This window comes from Megasphaera sueciensis (assembly GCF_050219315.1).
In the GTDB taxonomy this organism is placed as follows: Bacteria; Bacillota; Negativicutes; order Veillonellales; family Megasphaeraceae; genus Megasphaera_A; species Megasphaera_A sueciensis.
The window spans coordinates 421,058-439,450 of sequence record NZ_CP116939.1; the positions used below are offsets into that span (position 1 = coordinate 421,058).

At 37.5% G+C, this 18,393-nt stretch carries 21 protein-coding genes and 1 pseudogene; 21 read left to right on the top strand and 1 reads right to left on the bottom strand.

All coding sequences use genetic code 11. From position 1 onward, the window contains the following. Positions 1 to 107 precede the first annotated feature (107 nt). From NXG62_RS02145 to NXG62_RS02205, 13 genes are all read left to right on the top strand, one after another. Positions 108 to 683 (top strand): TetR/AcrR family transcriptional regulator, encoded by a 576-nt coding sequence (locus tag NXG62_RS02145; RefSeq protein ID WP_427113382.1) that lies wholly within the window; start codon positions 108 to 110, stop codon positions 681 to 683. A gap of 76 nt (positions 684 to 759) precedes the next feature. Continuing rightward, on the top strand, positions 760 to 2,151 hold the full coding sequence (locus tag NXG62_RS02150) for a radical SAM protein (RefSeq protein ID WP_427113383.1): 1,392 nt from the start codon (positions 760 to 762) through the stop codon (positions 2,149 to 2,151). A gap of 95 nt (positions 2,152 to 2,246) precedes the next feature. After that, the gene (locus tag NXG62_RS02155; RefSeq protein ID WP_427113384.1) at positions 2,247 to 3,485 is read left to right on the top strand and encodes a hypothetical protein; all 1,239 of its coding nucleotides are present in this window, start codon (positions 2,247 to 2,249) and stop codon (positions 3,483 to 3,485) included. A gap of 262 nt (positions 3,486 to 3,747) precedes the next feature. Continuing rightward, entirely contained in the window at positions 3,748 to 4,329 is a 582-nt protein-coding gene (locus NXG62_RS02160; RefSeq protein WP_427113385.1) for a dienelactone hydrolase family protein, read from the top strand. Positions 4,330 to 4,372: 43 nt separating this feature from the next. Beyond that, the gene (locus tag NXG62_RS02165; protein WP_427113386.1) at positions 4,373 to 4,768 is read left to right on the top strand and encodes an FMN-binding protein; all 396 of its coding nucleotides are present in this window, start codon (positions 4,373 to 4,375) and stop codon (positions 4,766 to 4,768) included. A 147-nt stretch (positions 4,769 to 4,915) separates the two neighbouring features. Continuing rightward, positions 4,916 to 5,773 carry an AraC family transcriptional regulator gene (locus tag NXG62_RS02170; protein WP_091647904.1) on the top strand — a complete coding sequence of 286 codons (858 nt, stop codon included), beginning with the start codon at positions 4,916 to 4,918 and terminating at the stop codon, positions 5,771 to 5,773. Positions 5,774 to 5,817: 44 nt separating this feature from the next. Next, positions 5,818 to 6,489 (top strand): hypothetical protein, encoded by a 672-nt coding sequence (locus NXG62_RS02175; protein ID WP_427113387.1) that lies wholly within the window; start codon positions 5,818 to 5,820, stop codon positions 6,487 to 6,489. A 78-nt stretch (positions 6,490 to 6,567) separates the two neighbouring features. Next, positions 6,568 to 6,696: a hypothetical protein gene (locus NXG62_RS02180; protein WP_427113388.1), complete on the top strand. Its 129-nt coding sequence runs from the start codon at positions 6,568 to 6,570 to the stop codon at positions 6,694 to 6,696. A 101-nt stretch (positions 6,697 to 6,797) separates the two neighbouring features. Further along, positions 6,798 to 7,280, top strand: a complete 483-nt coding sequence (locus tag NXG62_RS02185) for a GNAT family N-acetyltransferase (protein WP_322351624.1) — start codon at positions 6,798 to 6,800, stop codon at positions 7,278 to 7,280. Between the two features lie 15 nt (positions 7,281 to 7,295). Next, positions 7,296 to 8,105, top strand: a complete 810-nt coding sequence (locus NXG62_RS02190) for a DJ-1/PfpI family protein (RefSeq protein ID WP_427113389.1) — start codon at positions 7,296 to 7,298, stop codon at positions 8,103 to 8,105. Between the two features lie 100 nt (positions 8,106 to 8,205). Continuing rightward, positions 8,206 to 8,565, top strand: coding sequence for a heat-shock protein Hsp90 (locus tag NXG62_RS02195; protein WP_427113390.1), 360 nt, complete (start codon positions 8,206 to 8,208; stop codon positions 8,563 to 8,565). Between the two features lie 175 nt (positions 8,566 to 8,740). Further along, positions 8,741 to 9,484, top strand: a complete 744-nt coding sequence (locus NXG62_RS02200; RefSeq protein WP_427113391.1) for a gamma-glutamyl-gamma-aminobutyrate hydrolase family protein — start codon at positions 8,741 to 8,743, stop codon at positions 9,482 to 9,484. After that, positions 9,477 to 10,787, top strand: coding sequence for an APC family permease (locus tag NXG62_RS02205; RefSeq protein WP_427113392.1), 1,311 nt, complete (start codon positions 9,477 to 9,479; stop codon positions 10,785 to 10,787). Before NXG62_RS02200 ends, NXG62_RS02205 begins: the two co-directional genes overlap by 8 nt. Before the next feature lie 99 nt (positions 10,788 to 10,886). Here NXG62_RS02205 and NXG62_RS02210 read toward each other — a convergent pair whose 3' ends face one another. Beyond that, the gene (locus NXG62_RS02210) at positions 10,887 to 11,168 is read right to left on the bottom strand and encodes a glutaredoxin family protein (RefSeq protein ID WP_427113393.1); all 282 of its coding nucleotides are present in this window, start codon (positions 11,166 to 11,168) and stop codon (positions 10,887 to 10,889) included. 333 nt (positions 11,169 to 11,501) lie between these two features. On the opposite strand from NXG62_RS02210, the gene NXG62_RS02215 reads away from it, so the two are divergent. From NXG62_RS02215 to NXG62_RS02250, 8 genes and pseudogenes are all read left to right on the top strand, one after another. Continuing rightward, the gene (locus tag NXG62_RS02215; protein ID WP_427113394.1) at positions 11,502 to 12,812 is read left to right on the top strand and encodes a chloride channel protein; all 1,311 of its coding nucleotides are present in this window, start codon (positions 11,502 to 11,504) and stop codon (positions 12,810 to 12,812) included. 189 nt (positions 12,813 to 13,001) lie between these two features. Next, complete coding sequence (locus NXG62_RS02220) at positions 13,002 to 13,826, top strand: pyridoxamine kinase (RefSeq protein WP_427113395.1); 825 nt, start codon at positions 13,002 to 13,004, stop codon at positions 13,824 to 13,826. Positions 13,827 to 13,839: 13 nt separating this feature from the next. Continuing rightward, positions 13,840 to 14,499 (top strand): TatD family nuclease-associated radical SAM protein, encoded by a 660-nt coding sequence (locus tag NXG62_RS02225; protein ID WP_427113396.1) that lies wholly within the window; start codon positions 13,840 to 13,842, stop codon positions 14,497 to 14,499. A 33-nt stretch (positions 14,500 to 14,532) separates the two neighbouring features. Then, positions 14,533 to 15,072 carry an ECF transporter S component gene (locus NXG62_RS02230; RefSeq protein ID WP_427113397.1) on the top strand — a complete coding sequence of 180 codons (540 nt, stop codon included), beginning with the start codon at positions 14,533 to 14,535 and terminating at the stop codon, positions 15,070 to 15,072. A 145-nt stretch (positions 15,073 to 15,217) separates the two neighbouring features. Further along, complete coding sequence (locus NXG62_RS02235; protein WP_427113398.1) at positions 15,218 to 16,153, top strand: integrase core domain-containing protein; 936 nt, start codon at positions 15,218 to 15,220, stop codon at positions 16,151 to 16,153. A gap of 119 nt (positions 16,154 to 16,272) precedes the next feature. Beyond that, positions 16,273 to 17,013, top strand: coding sequence for a hypothetical protein (locus NXG62_RS02240; protein WP_091647873.1), 741 nt, complete (start codon positions 16,273 to 16,275; stop codon positions 17,011 to 17,013). A 187-nt stretch (positions 17,014 to 17,200) separates the two neighbouring features. Next, a complete protein-coding gene (locus tag NXG62_RS02245; RefSeq protein WP_427113399.1) occupies positions 17,201 to 17,671 on the top strand; it encodes an NUDIX hydrolase in 471 nt (156 codons plus the stop codon). Positions 17,672 to 18,221: 550 nt separating this feature from the next. Beyond that, a pseudogene (locus NXG62_RS02250) lies at positions 18,222 to 18,392 on the top strand (helix-turn-helix domain-containing protein); the annotation flags it as partial. Position 18,393 lies beyond the last annotated feature (1 nt).

The following is an 18,393-nucleotide window of genomic DNA, read 5'->3' on the forward strand; positions in this document are numbered from 1 at the left end:
GTGTCTTTTTATTTTAATGGCAGTGTCCTGTATTGTTATCTGCTGACAAAAAGAGTATAATGATGATAACGAGGATACTGAATTTGTATTATTGGGTACTGAGGAGGATGAGCAATATTATTCAATTACAAATTATCATGGCAGCTGCCGCAGAAATTAAGATGCATGGATTTAAATTTACTATGAATGATGTAACAGCAAGACTGCATATAAGCAAGACATCATTATATGGATATTTTCCTTCAAAAAATGCATTAGTAGCTGCCGTTATAAAAATGGTGCAGGAAGATGTGCAGCGGCAGGAAGAAGCTATTTACAATGATTCGGAACGCAGCATTGAAGATAAATTTCAAGCAGTGATGTCCGTTAGTCCGGCATTAGTGGGGCCCAGCAGTGACAGTATTTATTGTGACTTGCAAACGACATATCCGGAACAATGGCGTAATGTGGAAAATTTTCGGCAGCAGCGGTTGGACAGATTAATTACATTACTTGAAAAAGGAGTTTCTTCCCAGAAAATAAAGCCTATTAATTTTAGTGTATTGAAACAATTGGTCTTTTTTTCCATGAATGATTTGTTCGATCATACTTTTCTCGTGGAGAATAATATGACCTATTATGACGCGGTTGTATCCTTGTCAAAAATCCTTACCCGGGGATTTATTGAAGAAAAAGGCATATAAGGAATGCCGTATAATGTCATCATTTCATTTTTGAAATGAAAACATGTTTTTTGTAAGTGAGTAGGAGTGATTCAATATGAGTACGATTAAAAACAAAATGACACGAATGGTGTTAAAGGAAGGCTTGGATTTGGCCATACATCATATGGAAAAAGATCCGGCAGCCGGTATGCAGGATGTAGTAACTTTAGTAGATAAATATTTAAAGCCTACGCCATATGATCAGAATCAAGAAGGGCAGAATACATTTTCGTATATCAAGCAGTATCTAGAGAATCCGCAATCAAAATGGTGGCGCTATGCGGAAAATTTGCTGCGGGATGTAGATAAGAATGTAATAAAGATGTTTATTTTGAATGTAGGATATGAATCTGGATACCAAGGTAATAACCTGCGACATCAATTAATGAAAGAAAAGTCGTGCAGTATACCGTGGGCGATTTTATTTGATCCGACTTCTATGTGTAATATGCACTGTACGGGATGTTGGGCGGCGGAGTATGGGCATATGCTGAATTTGAGCAATGAAGATATGGACACTATTGTAGAACAGGGAGAAAAGATAGGGTGTCACTTTTACTTACTTACAGGCGGGGAACCGCTGATGAGAAAAAATGACATTATCACCTTAGCGCGAAAACATCCCACAAGTGAATTTCATGTTTTTACGAATGGATCCTTGATTACGGATGAATTTTCCCAAGCGGCAGCAGCTGCCGGTAATCTGTCTTTTTCGTTAAGCATAGAAGGGTTTGAACAGGCCAATGATAAAAGACGAGGAAAGGGAAGTTTTCGACGTATTATGAAGGCTATGGATATTTTGCACCGGAATCGCCTGTTATTCGGTATTTCCGTTTGTTACACAAAATTGAACTATAAAGATGTGACATCAGATGAGTTTTTGGATATGGTTATTGAAAAAGGATGCAAATATGCGTGGTATTTTCATTATATGCCGGTAGGAAATGAAGCGGTTCCTGATTTACTGTTATCTCCTGATGAACGCACCTATATGTATCATCGTGTACGGGAAATTCGTTCAGAACAGTGTGATAAACTATTCTTTGCCATTGATTTTCAAAATGATGGAGAATTTATTGATGGTTGTATTGCCGGCGGACGAGCTTATCTGCATATTAATGCCAACGGAGATATTGAACCCTGCGTGTTCATTCATTATTCGGATACCAATATTCATACAGGTACATTAATGCAAGCTCTTGAAAACCCCTTATTTATGGCATATCATACACGACAGCCGTTTAATAAAAATTTACTGCAGCCTTGTCCTATGCTGGAAAATCCATCTATACTGCCGGAAATTATTCGTGAATCTAAAGCTCCTTCCACTGATTTACAGTCTCCTGAATCGGCAGAACATTTATGTGCAAAATGCAAAAAATATGCAAAGGACTGGCACCGGACTGCGGATAAGCTGTGGACTGACAGCGGGCATCATGTATTATAGCTAATGTAGTTAACTGGGAGTATAGCAGAGATTGGTGTTTTTAAGATTTAGACATCAATCTCTCATACTTATTATGAAAAAGGAGGTGATGATACATGAGTCAAAAGAAATGGAATGTTGCTATCGGTTTTGCAACAGGAAGAAAAAATTTTTATCGTATCCTGCGAAGTTATGTATTAAATTGTTTAGAATCAGGCCTGCTGGATAATAAAGATGTAGGATTAAATTTGTTTGTTGCATATGATTTGGAGTATCGTCATACCAGCAAAGCTGATTTTGTTGCAATCAATCCGGAAATTTCGAAATTACTGGATAGTGTACATTTTATTGGCAAATCAGAGATGTTGATTGAAAAGAAAAATATGTTGAAACGCGGTATTATTACGGAAGCAGAAGCTAAAGTTATTTTTCGGCGCGGGTATGCGCTGCAACGGAATATTATTTTGTATAAGGCCATTGAAAACCATATGGATTGCTTACTTTTTCTCGACGATGATGAATATCCTGTAGCTTTGACAAAAAGTATTGAAACTGATTTATGGGGCGGGCAGCGTGTCATTCAATCACATCTCAAATATATTAAGGATGCGGATATTACTTGCGGACATCATTGCGGTTATATATCACCGATTCCCTATGTGGAATTTTCGCACGCTTTTCCCGAAGATATATTTAAGAAATTTATTCAATCGTTAAGTAATGATATTATAAATTGGGATACTATCCGCAGTGTAATGAAAAACGGCGGGGTAACGTATGCCGATAAGCAGATTTTATTGCGTAAGGAAGTAAAAACAGTACAGGATATCAACGGAGCTAAATTTATTTCTGGTTCCAATCTTTGCATTAATTTACAAAATCCAAAACGAGTATTTCCTTTTTACAATCCGCCAGGGGCGCGTGGAGAAGATACTTTTTTAAGTACCTGTTTAACGGAACGCAAGGTACTGCAGATTCCCTGCTATACTTTTCATGATGGATTTGGTGCGTATCGTTACATGTTGGCAGGTGTTTTGCCTGTACGAATGAAAATGATACGAGCTGATTCCTCACGTGTGTTGAAACGTTTTTATACAGCCTGCATAGGCTGGATACGATATAAACCGTTGTATATTTATATTACGGATAGAGAACATTATCGCAGCCGAATTGCAGAAATGACTGAAAGCCTGGAAAAAACATTACCGTTTATTTGCCGATATTTTAAATCAGACATGTTTATGATGGTGTTGCGGGAATTAAAAAAATATGATAATACTATTGATAAACAATATACATATTTTGAAAATAATAAACTAATATGGTCCCGTCTATTGAAAACGTTACAAGAATAGATATACTAACATGACATGTAGAAAAATGTTATAAAAAGACGCCGTTTGGCGTCTTTTTCATATCATGAAAGTGGGTAATATACAAATGATTTTTATTATGAAGTGTGATAACGTACCTCGGGAGGGTACCCGTTTCGGTGAACGATTGACAAGAATATTTTTTGTGCATACAATAAAACACATAGATATATCTGATTTTGTAACTGTTCGCGGTCCGCATCAGTCAGGTATAAAATAGAGTATGTGGAATAGAAGGGGAAAAATGTTAAAAAAAGTGGCACTGGTCATCTTACCAGAAATTTATGGTATTAATCCATTTATTGAAGAAGTAAAGAAAAAATATCAGGATTTAGGTTTTTGTGTTTTTTCTCCCAATTTATTATTGCGTCCTTATTTTCCTTATACGGAACGGGAAGAAGCATATCTGTTTTTTCAAAGTCATATCGGGTTTGGGGCATATAAAGATATTGACTATTTAATGGAAGAGTTACAAGCTTCTTATGAAAAAGTTATTATATTAGGTTTTAGCGTCGGAGCAACATTAGCTTGGCGGTGCAGTGGACGAGGACACGTTGACGGAATTGTTGCTTGTTACGGTTCCCGTATTCGAGAGTATCTGGAGGTAGAACCGCGATGTGATTCCCTGTTGCTTTTTGCGGAAAAGGATTCTTTTTCTGTGACAACAGTACATCGAGCCGTGTCTTCAAAAAAAAGCGTACAATCTATCATACTTCCTGCTGCGCATGGATTTTTTGATAGGTATAGCGAGAGGTATGATAAAGAACAAGCAAATAAAGGATGGCAGTACATTGATAAATTTATCGATGGTGTTATAGAAGCATAGAATTAAAAAGGTTCAATTACAGCATGGCAAACGGAGAAATGATATGATAAGAAATAAGAAAAAATGGATACAGGCCGGAATCATAATTTTAATTATTCTTTTGGCCGGTGGAGCGATATATATGAAAAAAGTTATGAATTATCAAGAAAAAGTACAGCATATTGTTATTCATAATGTGGATATTTCAGCAAAAGCGGATGGGGTATATATCGGAACTTGTGATGCGGACCTTATTTCTGCAACGGTTGAAGTTACGGTTTATAATGGAAAAATTACGAAGATCCATATTCTGCAGCATAAAAATGGACGCGGTAAACCGGCAGAAGCTGTTTTGGATAACATAATTAAGGAGCAAAAAATCAAAGTAGATGCTGTATCAGGGGCAACTAATTCAAGTATTGTTTTGGAAAAAGCCGTTGAAAATGCACTTAATACATAAAGCAATCTATTTTTCTAAAAGGGAAAACATCTGCAATTATAATTTTTAAATCATTGCAGATGCTTTTTGACTAATTTTAGTGTTTTATAATGAATAACTTATTATGTGATGTATAGTAGCAACTGGGGATAAGGAGGATTTCTTGAGGTGAATAAGGAACAAATTAAATTTACAATAATTCCTCAGCTGCATAATCTTGAATTACTTCATGCTGCTTATGGAAATTATACTTTTAGCAAACATATTCATGAAAATTATGCGATTGGAGTGGTGGAACGGGGAGCACTTGGTTTTTCTTATCATGGAGAACGGCTTGTTTCTTATCCCGGAAGCATTAATTTAGTCGTTCCAGGAGAGGCACATGATGGGTATGCCGCTTCACAGAATGGATGGACATACCGCATGTTTTATATTTACCCTGAAATGATGGAAAAAGTAATGTATTATATGTCAGATCGAATACACCAATTGCCATATTTTAAAGCCGGAGTGATACAGAATAAATTTTTGGCGGCATACATTCGAAATCTGCACATAGCGTTATCAGAACCACAGGGCATATCCCTGATAGAACAAGAATCCTTATTGCTGACAATGCTGACTGTATTTATTTCTCGATATGCAGAAGAAAAACCTTGTGTAAGACGGATAGAAAAAGAGAAAAAAATGGTTAGGTCAGCCGTGTCTTTTATAGAAGAAAATTATATGAGAAATATTTCTATTCGAGAATTATCCGATGTATGCCACTTAAGTCCGTATTACTTAATTCGTATGTTTCATGAATGTATGGGTGTGCCGCCGCATATGTATTTGAAGCAGGTTCGAATACATAGAGTGAAGGATTTATTGGGAAAAGGATACTCTTTGTTATCGGCAGCTCAAGAAACAGGTTTTACAGATCAAAGTCATTTGACAAAGCAATTTAAACAAATTACCGGAATTACACCTAAAAAATACAGCAATAGTATACAAGAAATAGCAGGGAGAAAAGCTAAAATAAAGTAAATCGCTGTAATCTTCTGCGATATTATTTTAGGAGGCGAGAGCATATGATACAAGCAACAGAAAAATGGAAGGAAAGACATCCAGATGCCAAAATGGGTTTTATGGTAATGGATCAGCTCATGTATGGCATGGGGACAGAAATTTTGGATGCAGAAAAGGAAAAAGTAGAACAACTACTTAGAAATTCTTTTGCAGATAGTACTTCATTAAAAGGACAACCCGCGATTGCTGCCTATGTAAAATATTATAAGCATTTTAAGAAAACCTACCATGTTTTAAAGCAGCAAGAGTCGGTTGCTTTTAAGGGAAAATCAATTCCACAATCTATTCCCATAGTGGAAGCTATGTTTATGGCTGAACTCAAGAATGGTTTGTTGACAGCCGGCCATGATTATGATGCATTAAAACTACCGCTGTATCTGGATACGGCACAGGGAACGGAGTCATATACGTTGATGAGCCGCAATATACAGCAACCGAAGAATGAGGATATGATACTATGTGATCAATGTGGTGTTATTTCCAGTATTATCTATGGACCGGACCAACGGACGCGTATTGTACCTGAAACGAAGACTGCATTATTTGTTATTTATGCGCCACCGGGTATTTCTGATAGTATGATTCGTAATCATCTGACGGATATGTATACTTATGTTAAAATGGTTTATCCGGAGGCAGTGGTAGAACAGCAGCAGATTATATCAGCTAGGTGACGGGTAAGGTTGAGAATTAAAGAGATAGATGCGAGAGTATCTGCTTACCATATTGTTTAATGGAAAGGAGTGCATAAAATGAAAACTATTGGGATTGATTGGCGGGATAGGACCCGAGTTGACTATACCGTATTATCGAAAAATACCGCTGCTCCTCCAGTTGACGAATTTGCCGATTCCGGTATTAGATGCGATGGAGATACATAGGGAAACACTAATTGATATGATATTGAAATAGAAGCATATGATGTAGTATTGTACATATGCCGGAGTGTTTTAAAAATATGGGTTATGAGGGGATGATATATATGGCAGCAGATATTGTATTAGGATATGATAAAAAAAATGATTTAAAAAAATTATTTACAGAATATACGGATATGCTTGTTGCAAACGATGCAACTTTTGCGGCTTCTCTAAAAATGCAAAAATATGAAGAAGAAATAGAGCATTTACATGACAAATATGGAATGCCGGATGGAAGACTTTATATTGCCTATGTGGAAGGGATTCCTGCTGGTTGTGCAGCGTTTCATCGTTATGATGCTGTTCGCTGCGAGGGAAAGCGCCTTTATGTGCGTCCGCAATATCGCGGGCAGCACATTGCAACACTGCTTATGGAAAAAATTATGAAGGAAGCCAAAGAAATTGGCTATAAGATTTTTCTTCTTGATACGCTGCCTTTTCTTAAAGAAGCTATTAAAATGTATGAAAAGTACGGCTTTTATGAAATACCTAAATACTACGATTCACCCGTTGCATCTACCATTTATATGGAAAAAAAATTATAATATAAAAAAGGTGTTATGAGTATTGATGAAACATTGCCATTAGGCCTCATTGCCAATACAGCAGCGATTCAGGGGATCCCATTAGGGGAAAAAACCATGCCGGAAATTGTTGAAACAGAGGGTGTTAACCAAAATGGCAATACCCATCTTGGTATTATTGCGTTTCCGGTACCCGTATTAAAAGAATTATCAGATGTAATAAAAGAAATAAAAAAACGGGAGATGGATATAGTGGAAATTTATATTATACTATTTCATGATTTTGAGACATTGGATGCGTTTGGACCCGTGGAGATTTTGGGCCGCATTAGAGAATATCATCTGCATTTTGTGTCATATGTAGGTGGTACAGTGATTAGCCGGCAGGGCATTCCGGTGATAACCGAAAGATTAGATAGTGTAAACGATGGAGGAGTTGTTCTTATTCCCGGAGGAATGGGAACGCGGCCGCTGGTAACCGATACAGCTTTTTTGAAGACTCTGGTTCCGATTATTGATATGTCCGCCTATTGCCTTACTGTGTGTACGGGGTCTGTACTTCTTGCACAAACGGGAAGGCTGGACGGGCGAAAGGCCACATCCAATAAGAAAGCCTTTTTTTGGGTTAAAACTACTCGTCCTGCTGTTTTGTGGCAAGGTAAAGCCCGATGGGTTGTTGATGGAAAATTTTATACATCATCCGGTATATCCGCGGGTATAGATATGACATTAGGATTTATTTGCGACAGGTATGGAAGAAATAAGGCTGTGGAAATTGCTCAAAGCATAGAATATAATTGGCAGGAAAATAAAAATTGCGATCCGTTTGCTGTGGGTAATAATTAAGGGGCTTATATATAATACATGGTACTGTTGAAGTCATTGCACGTAGTTACATATTGTGTTAGAATACGAGCAGTAATAGAAGAAAGCGAGGAGGGTATTTATGGAAAACAAAACGCGGAAATTTATCGTTGAGAAAACGCAGGAATTAATGAGTGCTCCGTCCTGCAGCCGGGAAGCAAAAGAAGCAGCACAGCATTGGTTGAAGGCCGTTGGATCAGAACAGGAAATTGAAGAAACAAAAAAATATCTGCTTGAATTGGAAGCGGACATTATGCCGATTGATATGTTGATCGCCTTTGCGGAATCTGCTAAGGGAATTGAAGTTTTTGGAACAGAAAAGGCAGCCGCTGTTTTGACACATGCCAAACAAATTAAATCTGCCGGAGCACAGTATTGTGACTGTCCTGCTTGTACCGCAGCGGCGGCAATTCTGGAAAAAAAGAATTTGTTTTTTAAATGATATAATGATATAGCAATTAGAAGGGCCTTGGACTGATTTTGTCTAAGGTCTTTTTGTATAGAAAATAATTTTATTGACGTAGTGTTTTATGTATTATAAAATGGAGCATATGGATAAAGCATGGCTTTTTCCGATTTTATGACAGAAAGTAATCTTTTAGGGAGGGGAGCAAGACATGAATAAACCCGTAATTGGTATTTCAGGATCTCATTTGGTCGATGATCATGGTGCTTTTGCCGGATATCGCCGTGCCTATGTTAATGATGATTATGTTCGATCTGTGGCAGAGGCAGGAGGAATTCCTGTTATATTGCCTTTTACCAGTAATGATGAGATTGTCATGGAAACAATGAATCACGTTGACGGCTTGTTATTATCAGGCGGGCACGATGTATATCCGTTGTATTATGATGAAGAACCTATGCAGGAGATTGGCCCGGTTTGGCCGGAACGGGACCATTTTGACTTTTTATTATTGGAAAGGGCGGAGAAGCAGAATATCCCCATTATGGCTATTTGCCGGGGACATCAGATTGTCAACGTGTATCATGGAGGGTCTTTGTATCAGGATTTAACGTATGACACGGCATGCTATATTAAACATTCTCAGAATCAAGATCCAGCAACCGCGACGCATACCGTTATTGTGGAAGCGGATTCACGATTGGCGGGTATTATTAAGCGCACAGAATGGATTACCAATTCCCATCACCATCAAACGATAAAAAGGACGGGAGAGGGATTGCGTATTGTCGCACGTGCTAAAGACGGTACTATTGAAGCAATGGAGGGAACGGTATATCCGTATTTACAAACGTATCAATTTCATCCCGAAATGATGACTGTAAATAATAGAGAGGCAAGATGTTTATTTGATGATTTTATTCAAGCGGCAGGAGGGAAGAAAAATAATGGATAAGAAATCGGGAAAATTCGGCTTTTGGAGTATTGTCCTCCTGGGAATTAACAGTATTGTCGGTACGGGAATATTTCTTTTGCCCAATAAAGCCTATTCGTTGATTGGTTCGGCTAGTTTGGGCGTTCTTTTTTTTGATGCGCTTTTAGCTGGCTGTATGGCTCTTTGTTTTGCGGAAGTTGCTGGCTTTTTTACGCGTAACGGCGGTCCTTATTTATATGCGAAATATTCATTGGGAAATTTTTTTGGCTATGAAGTTGGGGTTTTGAAGTGGATTGTTGTTATGATTGCATGGGCTACTATGGCTGTAGGATTTGCTACGGCATTAGGTGCTGCCTTTCCATTTTTATCCGGTGAAATGATGAAAAATATTATTGCTTCTGTTATTATTTTAGTACTGACTATTATCAATATCATCGGTGTCAATACGACAAAAATTTTGAGTAATCTTATTACAGTATCTAAGCTGGTTCCGCTTATTGCTTTTATTGTGATTGGCATTTTTTTTGTCAATGGCTCTCACTTCACCCCTGTATTTCCAGGCGGAGAGTATCAGGAAGGAACCTTTGCCAGTGCTGCTATTTTATTGTTTTTTGCCTATACCGGATTTGAAGCTATTGCAGTAGCCGCAGAAGATATGGAAAATCCCAAAAAAAATCTGCCTCGGGCTATTATTATGACGATGATTATTGTTTCTATTTTATATATGCTTATTTTAGGTATCAGCATCGGTATTATGGGAACTGATTTAGCACGTACACAGGCACCGATTCAAGATGCCTTCGGTATGATTCTTGGACCGGCAGGTGCATATTTTGTTTTAGCAGGGACGTTGCTCTCTATGGGCGGTATTAATATGGCGCAATCTTTTTTTGGTCCGCGTGTCTGCACATCCTTATCAGAGGATGGAATGCTGCCGGCAGTACTTTCTAAACGTACACCATGGAATACTCCGTATGTGGCAGCTATTGTAACTGCTTTTTTCAGCATCCTGTTGACTTGGACCGGAAGTTTTGCAACTTTGGCAGCGATTAGTGCGGTGTCACGTTTTACCCAATATTTGCCAACTTGTATTTCTGTTATTATTTTCCGAAAGAAATGGGCAGATAAAGAAAGGCCGTATACGATTCCGTTTGGTGTTACTATTCCTGTTATTGCTATCGTTGTCAGTCTGTGGATGTTGTCTCAGGCTCAAACTTCACAATTGATATGGGGATTTGGAGGATGCATAGTAGTTCTTCCGTTCTACTTTATTTATCTAAATAAAAAACGGAAAGGATTAATTAAGGAAAGCAATACATTGTAGCATATGGTGTTTTTTATATTGTTATAATAAAAACTGCGTTTTTAAATTTAAAACTCCTTGAAAACACTGACTGTTACTCGTGTTTTCAAGGAGCTTTTTTTACATGGTAAGCGCCTTATCAAGGGCTGCCTTTACGTGTTTTTTGATTTCTTCATAGGTTTGCCCTGGCTGTGCTTCGTATAATTTTTCATGCCCGATAAACAGGGAAGGTACATAGTAATAGGTATGCCCCTTCACTGCATCGGGATTTTCACTTTCTTCATACCAAGTAATGGGGACCGTTCCATAGACCTGGTTTTCTGTTATTAATTCTTCAATGGCAGCCTTTGCATTACGGCAATAGGGGCAATGTGTCAGATAAAAAGCTGTAATAGGTTTCATATATATCTTCCTCCTTTATGTTTGATGTTCTAAGCGTACTTTAATTTTTACATATTGTCAATCTGTAAAATAAGTACGAGGTGCTGTATTTCCCGTAATAATTTGAAAAAGTAATGGTAAAGACATAGCTTCTTTTCCCAGATATAAAACGGCTGCATATATAAAATTACAGGTAGTGTATCTTACGATACTATTTTAGATAGATGTTGACATTTTTATTAATACATGGTATTTTTATACATACAAGTCATTTTATTTTTTCAACAATGGTATACCAAATACCGTTGTTGAAAAAATAAAAACAGGGCGAATTTACTAACAGGAGTGTTCTACATGAAATCATTACATATAAAAGTTATATTTTATTTGCTTATTATAGGCGCAGCGGCCGGATCTATAGGTATTATTTTGACTATACTTATGCATACGATACAGCACTATGCTTTTGGATATGGTTTTCACGGCGAAGTATCTTTTCGGGAGGTTGTAGAATATGCATCCCCTTTACGCCGGCTTATTGTGCTGACAGGTTGCGGTGTGTTAGTGGGAGGAGCTTGGTTTGTTATTCATCGAATTTGTCCGCCGCTTGTTTCTATCAAGCAAACCGTTGATGATCCGACACGGGAGATGCCGGTGAAAACAACGGTTGTTCATGCTGTTCTTCAAATTATAACAGTTGCATTAGGTTCACCTCTGGGAAGGGAAGTTGCCCCAAGAGAAATGAGTGCAGCTTTTGCAACAAAATTATCTCAGGTTTTTCATGTTGATACAGAAACACGAAAATTATTATTAGCTTGTGCATCGGGTGCGGGTTTAGCAGCGGTGTATAATGTTCCTTTGGCGGCTGCCATATTTTCGTTGGAAACATTATTAATGCGCTGGGATTACCGATCTGTCAGTGCAGCCTTTCTATGCAGCGGTACTGCTGTTTATGTTGTACGTCAAGGATTGGGTGATTTGGTTCAATATCCTCTGCCACAAGTTGCGTTTGGTGAATCGACCGTTTTATTTGCAGCACTTATAGGACCTTTTATAGCGATTGCCGTTATTATTTTTGAAAAGAGCTTGAAGCCGTTTCCTTGTATCTCCAGAAATAATCCTAAAATAATAGTGGCAGCTATCATATCTTTTTTTCTCATCGGGGTGTTATCTATGTATTATCCGGAAATTCTAGGTAATGGGAAAGCGGGTAATCAACTTAGTTTCACAGATAGGATCAGTTGGCAATATGGTTTGGGACTTTTATCTACTAAATGGCTGGCAGTTATATTGGCAACAGCCGCAGGTGCTTACGGCGGCCGGATTACCCCTTCGATGATGCTGGGAGGAATGATAGGTCTGATTTCAGCAATTTTTTGGAATATGCTGTTTCCAGGTATTTCAGTATCCGTTGCTGTTATTGCCTTCGTTGGAGCTGCTATATTCTTGGGATTGGCACAAAAAATGCCGGTTACAGCTGTTGTGTTTTTATTGGAATTATCGCGATTTTCTCCTGCGTATTTGTTTCCTCTTTGCGTTTGTTTAGCTACGTCATTATGGGTATATAATACACTGCAATTTGCAAATTTACCGGTGAAAAGCTGGGAAGAAAGTCAAAGACATCCCTATATGGCTTATATTCTTTCTCATATTATAAAGCAATGAATTAGATGTCTGTTAAACAGCAGAGATACTTTTATGAAGGTATCTCTGCTGTTTTTTTTGTCAATCTGTACCACTAAAATATTTAATTTTTGTATATTTTAATGAATACACATTTGATGTATACTTAATTTTAGATTTTCCTGATGTGAAAGATCTAAAATATACAGGTGATAAGGATGATAACAGACAATGAGACAAAAAAGGATTGCCTTAATTAATGATTTGACTGGATTCGGAAGATGCTCGATTGCTGTGGAATTGCCGATTATTTCCGCTTTAAAAGTACAGGCATGTCCGTTGCCGACAGCCATACTTTCCGTTCATACGGGTTTTTCTGCTCATTATATGAGTGATTACAGTGAAAATATGCGGCCGTATATACGTAACTGGAAGGACAATCAATTGCAATTTGATGGGATTTGTACCGGATTTCTTAGTTCTGTCAAACAAATTGACATTGTTATTGAGTTTATAAAAAACTTTAAATATTCACATACACAAGTTATTTTTGACCCGGTAATGGGAGATTATGGTACATTATATGCATCCTACACTCCCGATATTTGCAATGAAATGCGAAGGCTCTTAACGTATGCTGATACGATAACGCCGAATCTTACGGAAGCTTGTGAATTGCTTTGCCTGCCATATCCGGATAGAGGCATAATTACAGAAAAAGCATTGCTTAAGATGGCGGAAGATTTATCTTCTAAAGGTCCTTCCCGTGTTATTATTACCGGTCTGGGAGGAAATAATACAATCAGCAATTATGTATATGAAAGAGGAAAAGACTCTCAAATTATCCGCACGTTGAAAATAGGCGGCAACCGGTCTGGTACGGGAGATATTTTTACCGCAATCATTTCTGCCTGCTTAGTAAAAGGAGAACCATTAATACCTTCTGTAAGAAAAGCAGTGGATTTTATTGTAAAAACATTGGTATATACTGAAAAACTAGGATTGCCTTGGAATTATGGATTGGCGTTTGAAGAATATTTAACAGAATTGAAATGAGGAGGACGGGCATATGATTATCTATACATATGACAAAGGGCGTTATTTAAGTCTGGAGGAAAGTTTAAAACGGCAGCCGCAAGGGAGGAGAAGTGTTTATATTAATATGACAAATCGCTGTAATTGTTCATGTACGTTCTGTTTGCGCAATCTCAAAAAAATGGATAAAACAGCAACACTTTGGCTGGAAACAGAACCTTCTGCAGAAGAGATACAGCAGATATTGGATATAGCACCTTGGCCGGTTATAAATGAAGTTGTATTTTGTGGATTTGGTGAACCCACGATGAGATTATCTGATGTAGTTCAACTGTTAACCTATATAAAACATAAGCACCCTGATGTACAAACACGGATTAACACAAATGGCTTATCCGATTTGGAATATGGCTATGATACATCTTCTGTCTTTGACCATCATATTTTAGATACTATATCTATTAGTCTGAACGCTTCGAACGCAGAACGATATTTATCACTTACGAGAAATACGTTTGGCATACAATCTTTTGAAGCGATGCTTACATTTGCAGGCCATTGCAAGAAATACATTCCGAATGTGGTAATGACGATTGTAGATAAAGTGGAAAGTGATGATGAAATTAAAGCCTGTCAAACACTATGTGCCCAACGAGGGTTAACACTGCGTATACGAGCGTATGAAGAAAATTAGATATGAATATCATGATTAATAGGAGTGTGTGACATGATGAAGTACAATAAAAGAAAACCTATGTCAGCATCGCGACGTATCTGCATAACAGCTGTTATGGCGGCGTTTATATGCATAATGACAATCGTTCCGCGCATTCCGATCCCATTGGGGTATGCTCATTTAGGTGATGCTGCCATTTTTCTGGCGGTTTTGTATGCGGGACATCGTGAGGGCGCTGTAGCAGCTAGTCTTGGTTCTGCATTTGCCGATTTTTTAGGAGGGTTTCCTATATGGATTCTGCCGACGATCCTCATAAAATATAGTATGGCGGTAATCCTTTGGCATATTGTAAAGAAACATGAAGCAGATATTCATATTTTGTCTGCCTATGCTTTTTGTGGACTCTGTTTATCGGGGGGATGGATGGTTATTGGTTATACTATATTCGGAAGTATTCTATATGGAGGAATCGCGGTTGGGTTGACTTCTGCACCGGGACTTTTTTTGGAAGGAGTAGTTAATATTGCAGCAGCTATTGCAGCGGGAATAGTATTAGAACGGAGCGGTATTTCCTTTACATATTTTGAATAAGAGAGATGTATAGTATAGATATCCGATTGCGGGGAAGAATATGTAGGTTTACCATAGATATGTTACAAAAACAGAAAAGAGAGAACACCTTTTTGTGTTATGCTTAAGTTACTACGCAAAACCATAACAGAAAGGGAGTCCTCTCATGAACAGCATAACACAAGATGTAAAGTATCGTCTATCTATTCTTTCTTACGCCAGAAAATATGGTGTGACTATTGCTGCTATAAAATATCGTACGAATCGCCAGTTTATCTATCGCTTGCAATGGCGCTATGATGGGACCCCGGCATCGTTACAGCCCCGATCCAGACGCCCTCACCATCATCCCAATCAACACACGTCTCAAGAGATAACGTTTATTCAGAATATGCGACGACGAAATCCGCATGCCGGGCTGGTCGTGTTTTGGATCAAGCTAAGAAAACGGGGATATACACGATCCATCACTGGCCTATATCGCTGTTTAAAGCGTATCGGACTCACACGGGAATCCGTACCGAACCCAAAGTACATCCCCAAGCCCTATCAACAAGCACTGTTCCCTGGAGAAAAAGTGCAGGTAGATGTCAAAGTAGTTCCTTCTGCTTGCATCGTGGGGCAGGCACATGCGCTGGGTGAAAAGATGTACCAGTACACCGCTATGGATGAATGTACGCGCGTTCGGTATTTGGAAGCATTCCAAGAACAGAGCACCTATTCTTCCACGATATTTCTCCAACACTTGGTACGAAGATTCTCGTTTCCCATTTGTAAAATCCAAACCGACAATGGCTTTGAATTCACCAACCGATTTGGTCGAAGTAAGACAGCGGAACTCACGCTGTTTGAACGACAATTGGCAGCCTATCACATTATCCATCAAAAAATACGGCCGTATACGCCGCGGCATAACGGAAAGGTAGAGCGCTCTCATCGAAAAGACAACGAGTACTTCTATGCGGAGCATCGTTTTTATTCTTTTGCAGATTTCAAAAAACAGTTAGCAGTACGTAGTAGAGAATACAATAATTTTCCTATGCGTCCTCTGGCTTGGAAATCTCCTAACGAAGTCCTTCGTTCTTTTCTTGCTACTGTGTAACATATGTTTGACAAACCTACAAGATATCCGATTGCGGGGAAGAATATATATTGTTTTCTTACATGAATGAGCGTATAATGTTCGTTTGGAAAGAAACCAGTATAAGGGAGAGACCGATTTTGAAAAAGTTATTATCTATAGTTGCGGTATGTTTTGTTTTTTTTATGGCAGTATCAATGAATTGCTTAGCAAAAGGAGAAGGAACGGAAAGTCGGGAAAATATGTTACAATGGCTGGAACCGGCCGAAGGCGATTGGTACAGTACCAAGGGGAATCTGACGCTGACGATCCAAGGAGATTATATTAATAATTGCAAAGTCCTTGGCGCACAGAATTGTACCTATGATTACCCGCGAAGCGGTACTTTTTGCGTTGCTGAAGCTGCGGGGAATCGTAATATAAAAATGGATTTATTTGGGAATAATGTGCATCAATATCTTATTGTCGATGATCATATGGTACTGCGCCGCTCTACTCGTCCGGAATACAATGAATCTGCCGGTGGCATCTATCTGGGTATGACGCAGGAAGATGTATTGCAACACTATGCCCGTCCGACGAATATTATTGCCGAAAATGGTACGGAACGATGGGAATATGATGCCAATAAATTTGATGTTATTTTTAAAAGCAATATTGTAGTAGGTATCCGGTTATATGAAGATAGTACGAAACATTTTGATAAATCCGGACTTGGCGCTGCTTCCGCACCATCTGCGTACAAAGAAGCCTATGGAATGGAGGATCTTCCCAGCATTCCTGCTCAAGGGGGACAACTCTCACCAGTATATAAAATAGGTCATGGCGAGTTCCTGTTTTTCGGATCAGATTATGTGCAGTTATCTGTATATAATCGATAAGAATTTAAATTGTTGGCTAATTGATTATACGATACAAGGACTGCTCTTTATAAGCTGAATGCGGCAATTTAACTTATGAAGAGCATTTTTTTTATGACCGGCAGGTAGGATATATAGCAGTAGACAGCAGTATACCCTATGCTATAATAATAAAATACAAGGTATAAAAAGAAAAGAGTGAACATATATGCTAAATACTACATTGTGTTATATAGAAAGAAATAATTCTTACTTAATGCTGCATCGCATTAAGAAAAAAAATGATATTAATCATGATAAATGGATTGGCATTGGCGGTAAATTTGAAGAGCATGAGAGTCCGGAAGACTGTGTATTACGTGAAGTTTACGAAGAAACAGGTTTAACATTGTCCTCTTGGCGGTATTGCGGTATTATTACGTTTATTTGTGATGATTATGAAACAGAACTTATGCATTTATATAGTTCGGATTCTTTTTCTGGAGAGCTGCAGGAATGTGATGAAGGTGTTTTGCAGTGGGTTCCCATTGAAAGAATAGTTGATTTACCCATTTGGGCAGGGGATAAAATATTTTTAAAACTGATGCAGCAGAAACAGGACTTCTTTTCTCTTAAAGTTATTTATAAGGGAAATACCTTGGTTCATGCGATACTTAATGGAAAAGAAAAACTAGTTTAATTATATAGTGTGGATATAGAAAATCCCTGCTATATACCTATGATGATTTTTACTCATAGGTATGTAGCAGGGATTTTTATGTTGAAGTAATATGATCTATGTATTTTAAAATGTATATATAGAAGAAATGTAAAAGTGAACACTTGACTAGTTAATAATATTTTTTTTATAAGACTAATTATTTATTTTTACGCTTGTATTATAAAAAAATATGAATATTTATTTAAAATATAAGCGTAAAAAGGCTTAAAGTGTTTATATTATCATCATAAATACAATTCAAATGTTCTTATTTATGATGATAATGTTCTTATTTATGAACATTATCAGACGAATATATAAACTATTAATTTATTTTATGAATAATTATACTTTACAAAAAATAGAAGAAACGATAACATACAAATATATATATTAAGTTAATAATAATCAATATAACTTAATATTCTTAACTAAATAATAAAAAAGGAGAGATAATTTTGTATGATGACAAGGAAATTTATTTTAAACAGATAGGATATCAAGTTGCAAGTTATAGAAAAAAAAAAATTTAACCCAACAAGAATTGGCGGATAAAGCACATATCAGCAGAAGTTCCATCGGAAAAATCGAATGTGGAAACTATAATCGGAATATTTCGCTGTCTATGCTCATAGATATTGCCAATGCCTTGGGGATTCATTTTACAGCCTTTTTTTCTTTTATGAAAAATAGAAAATAAT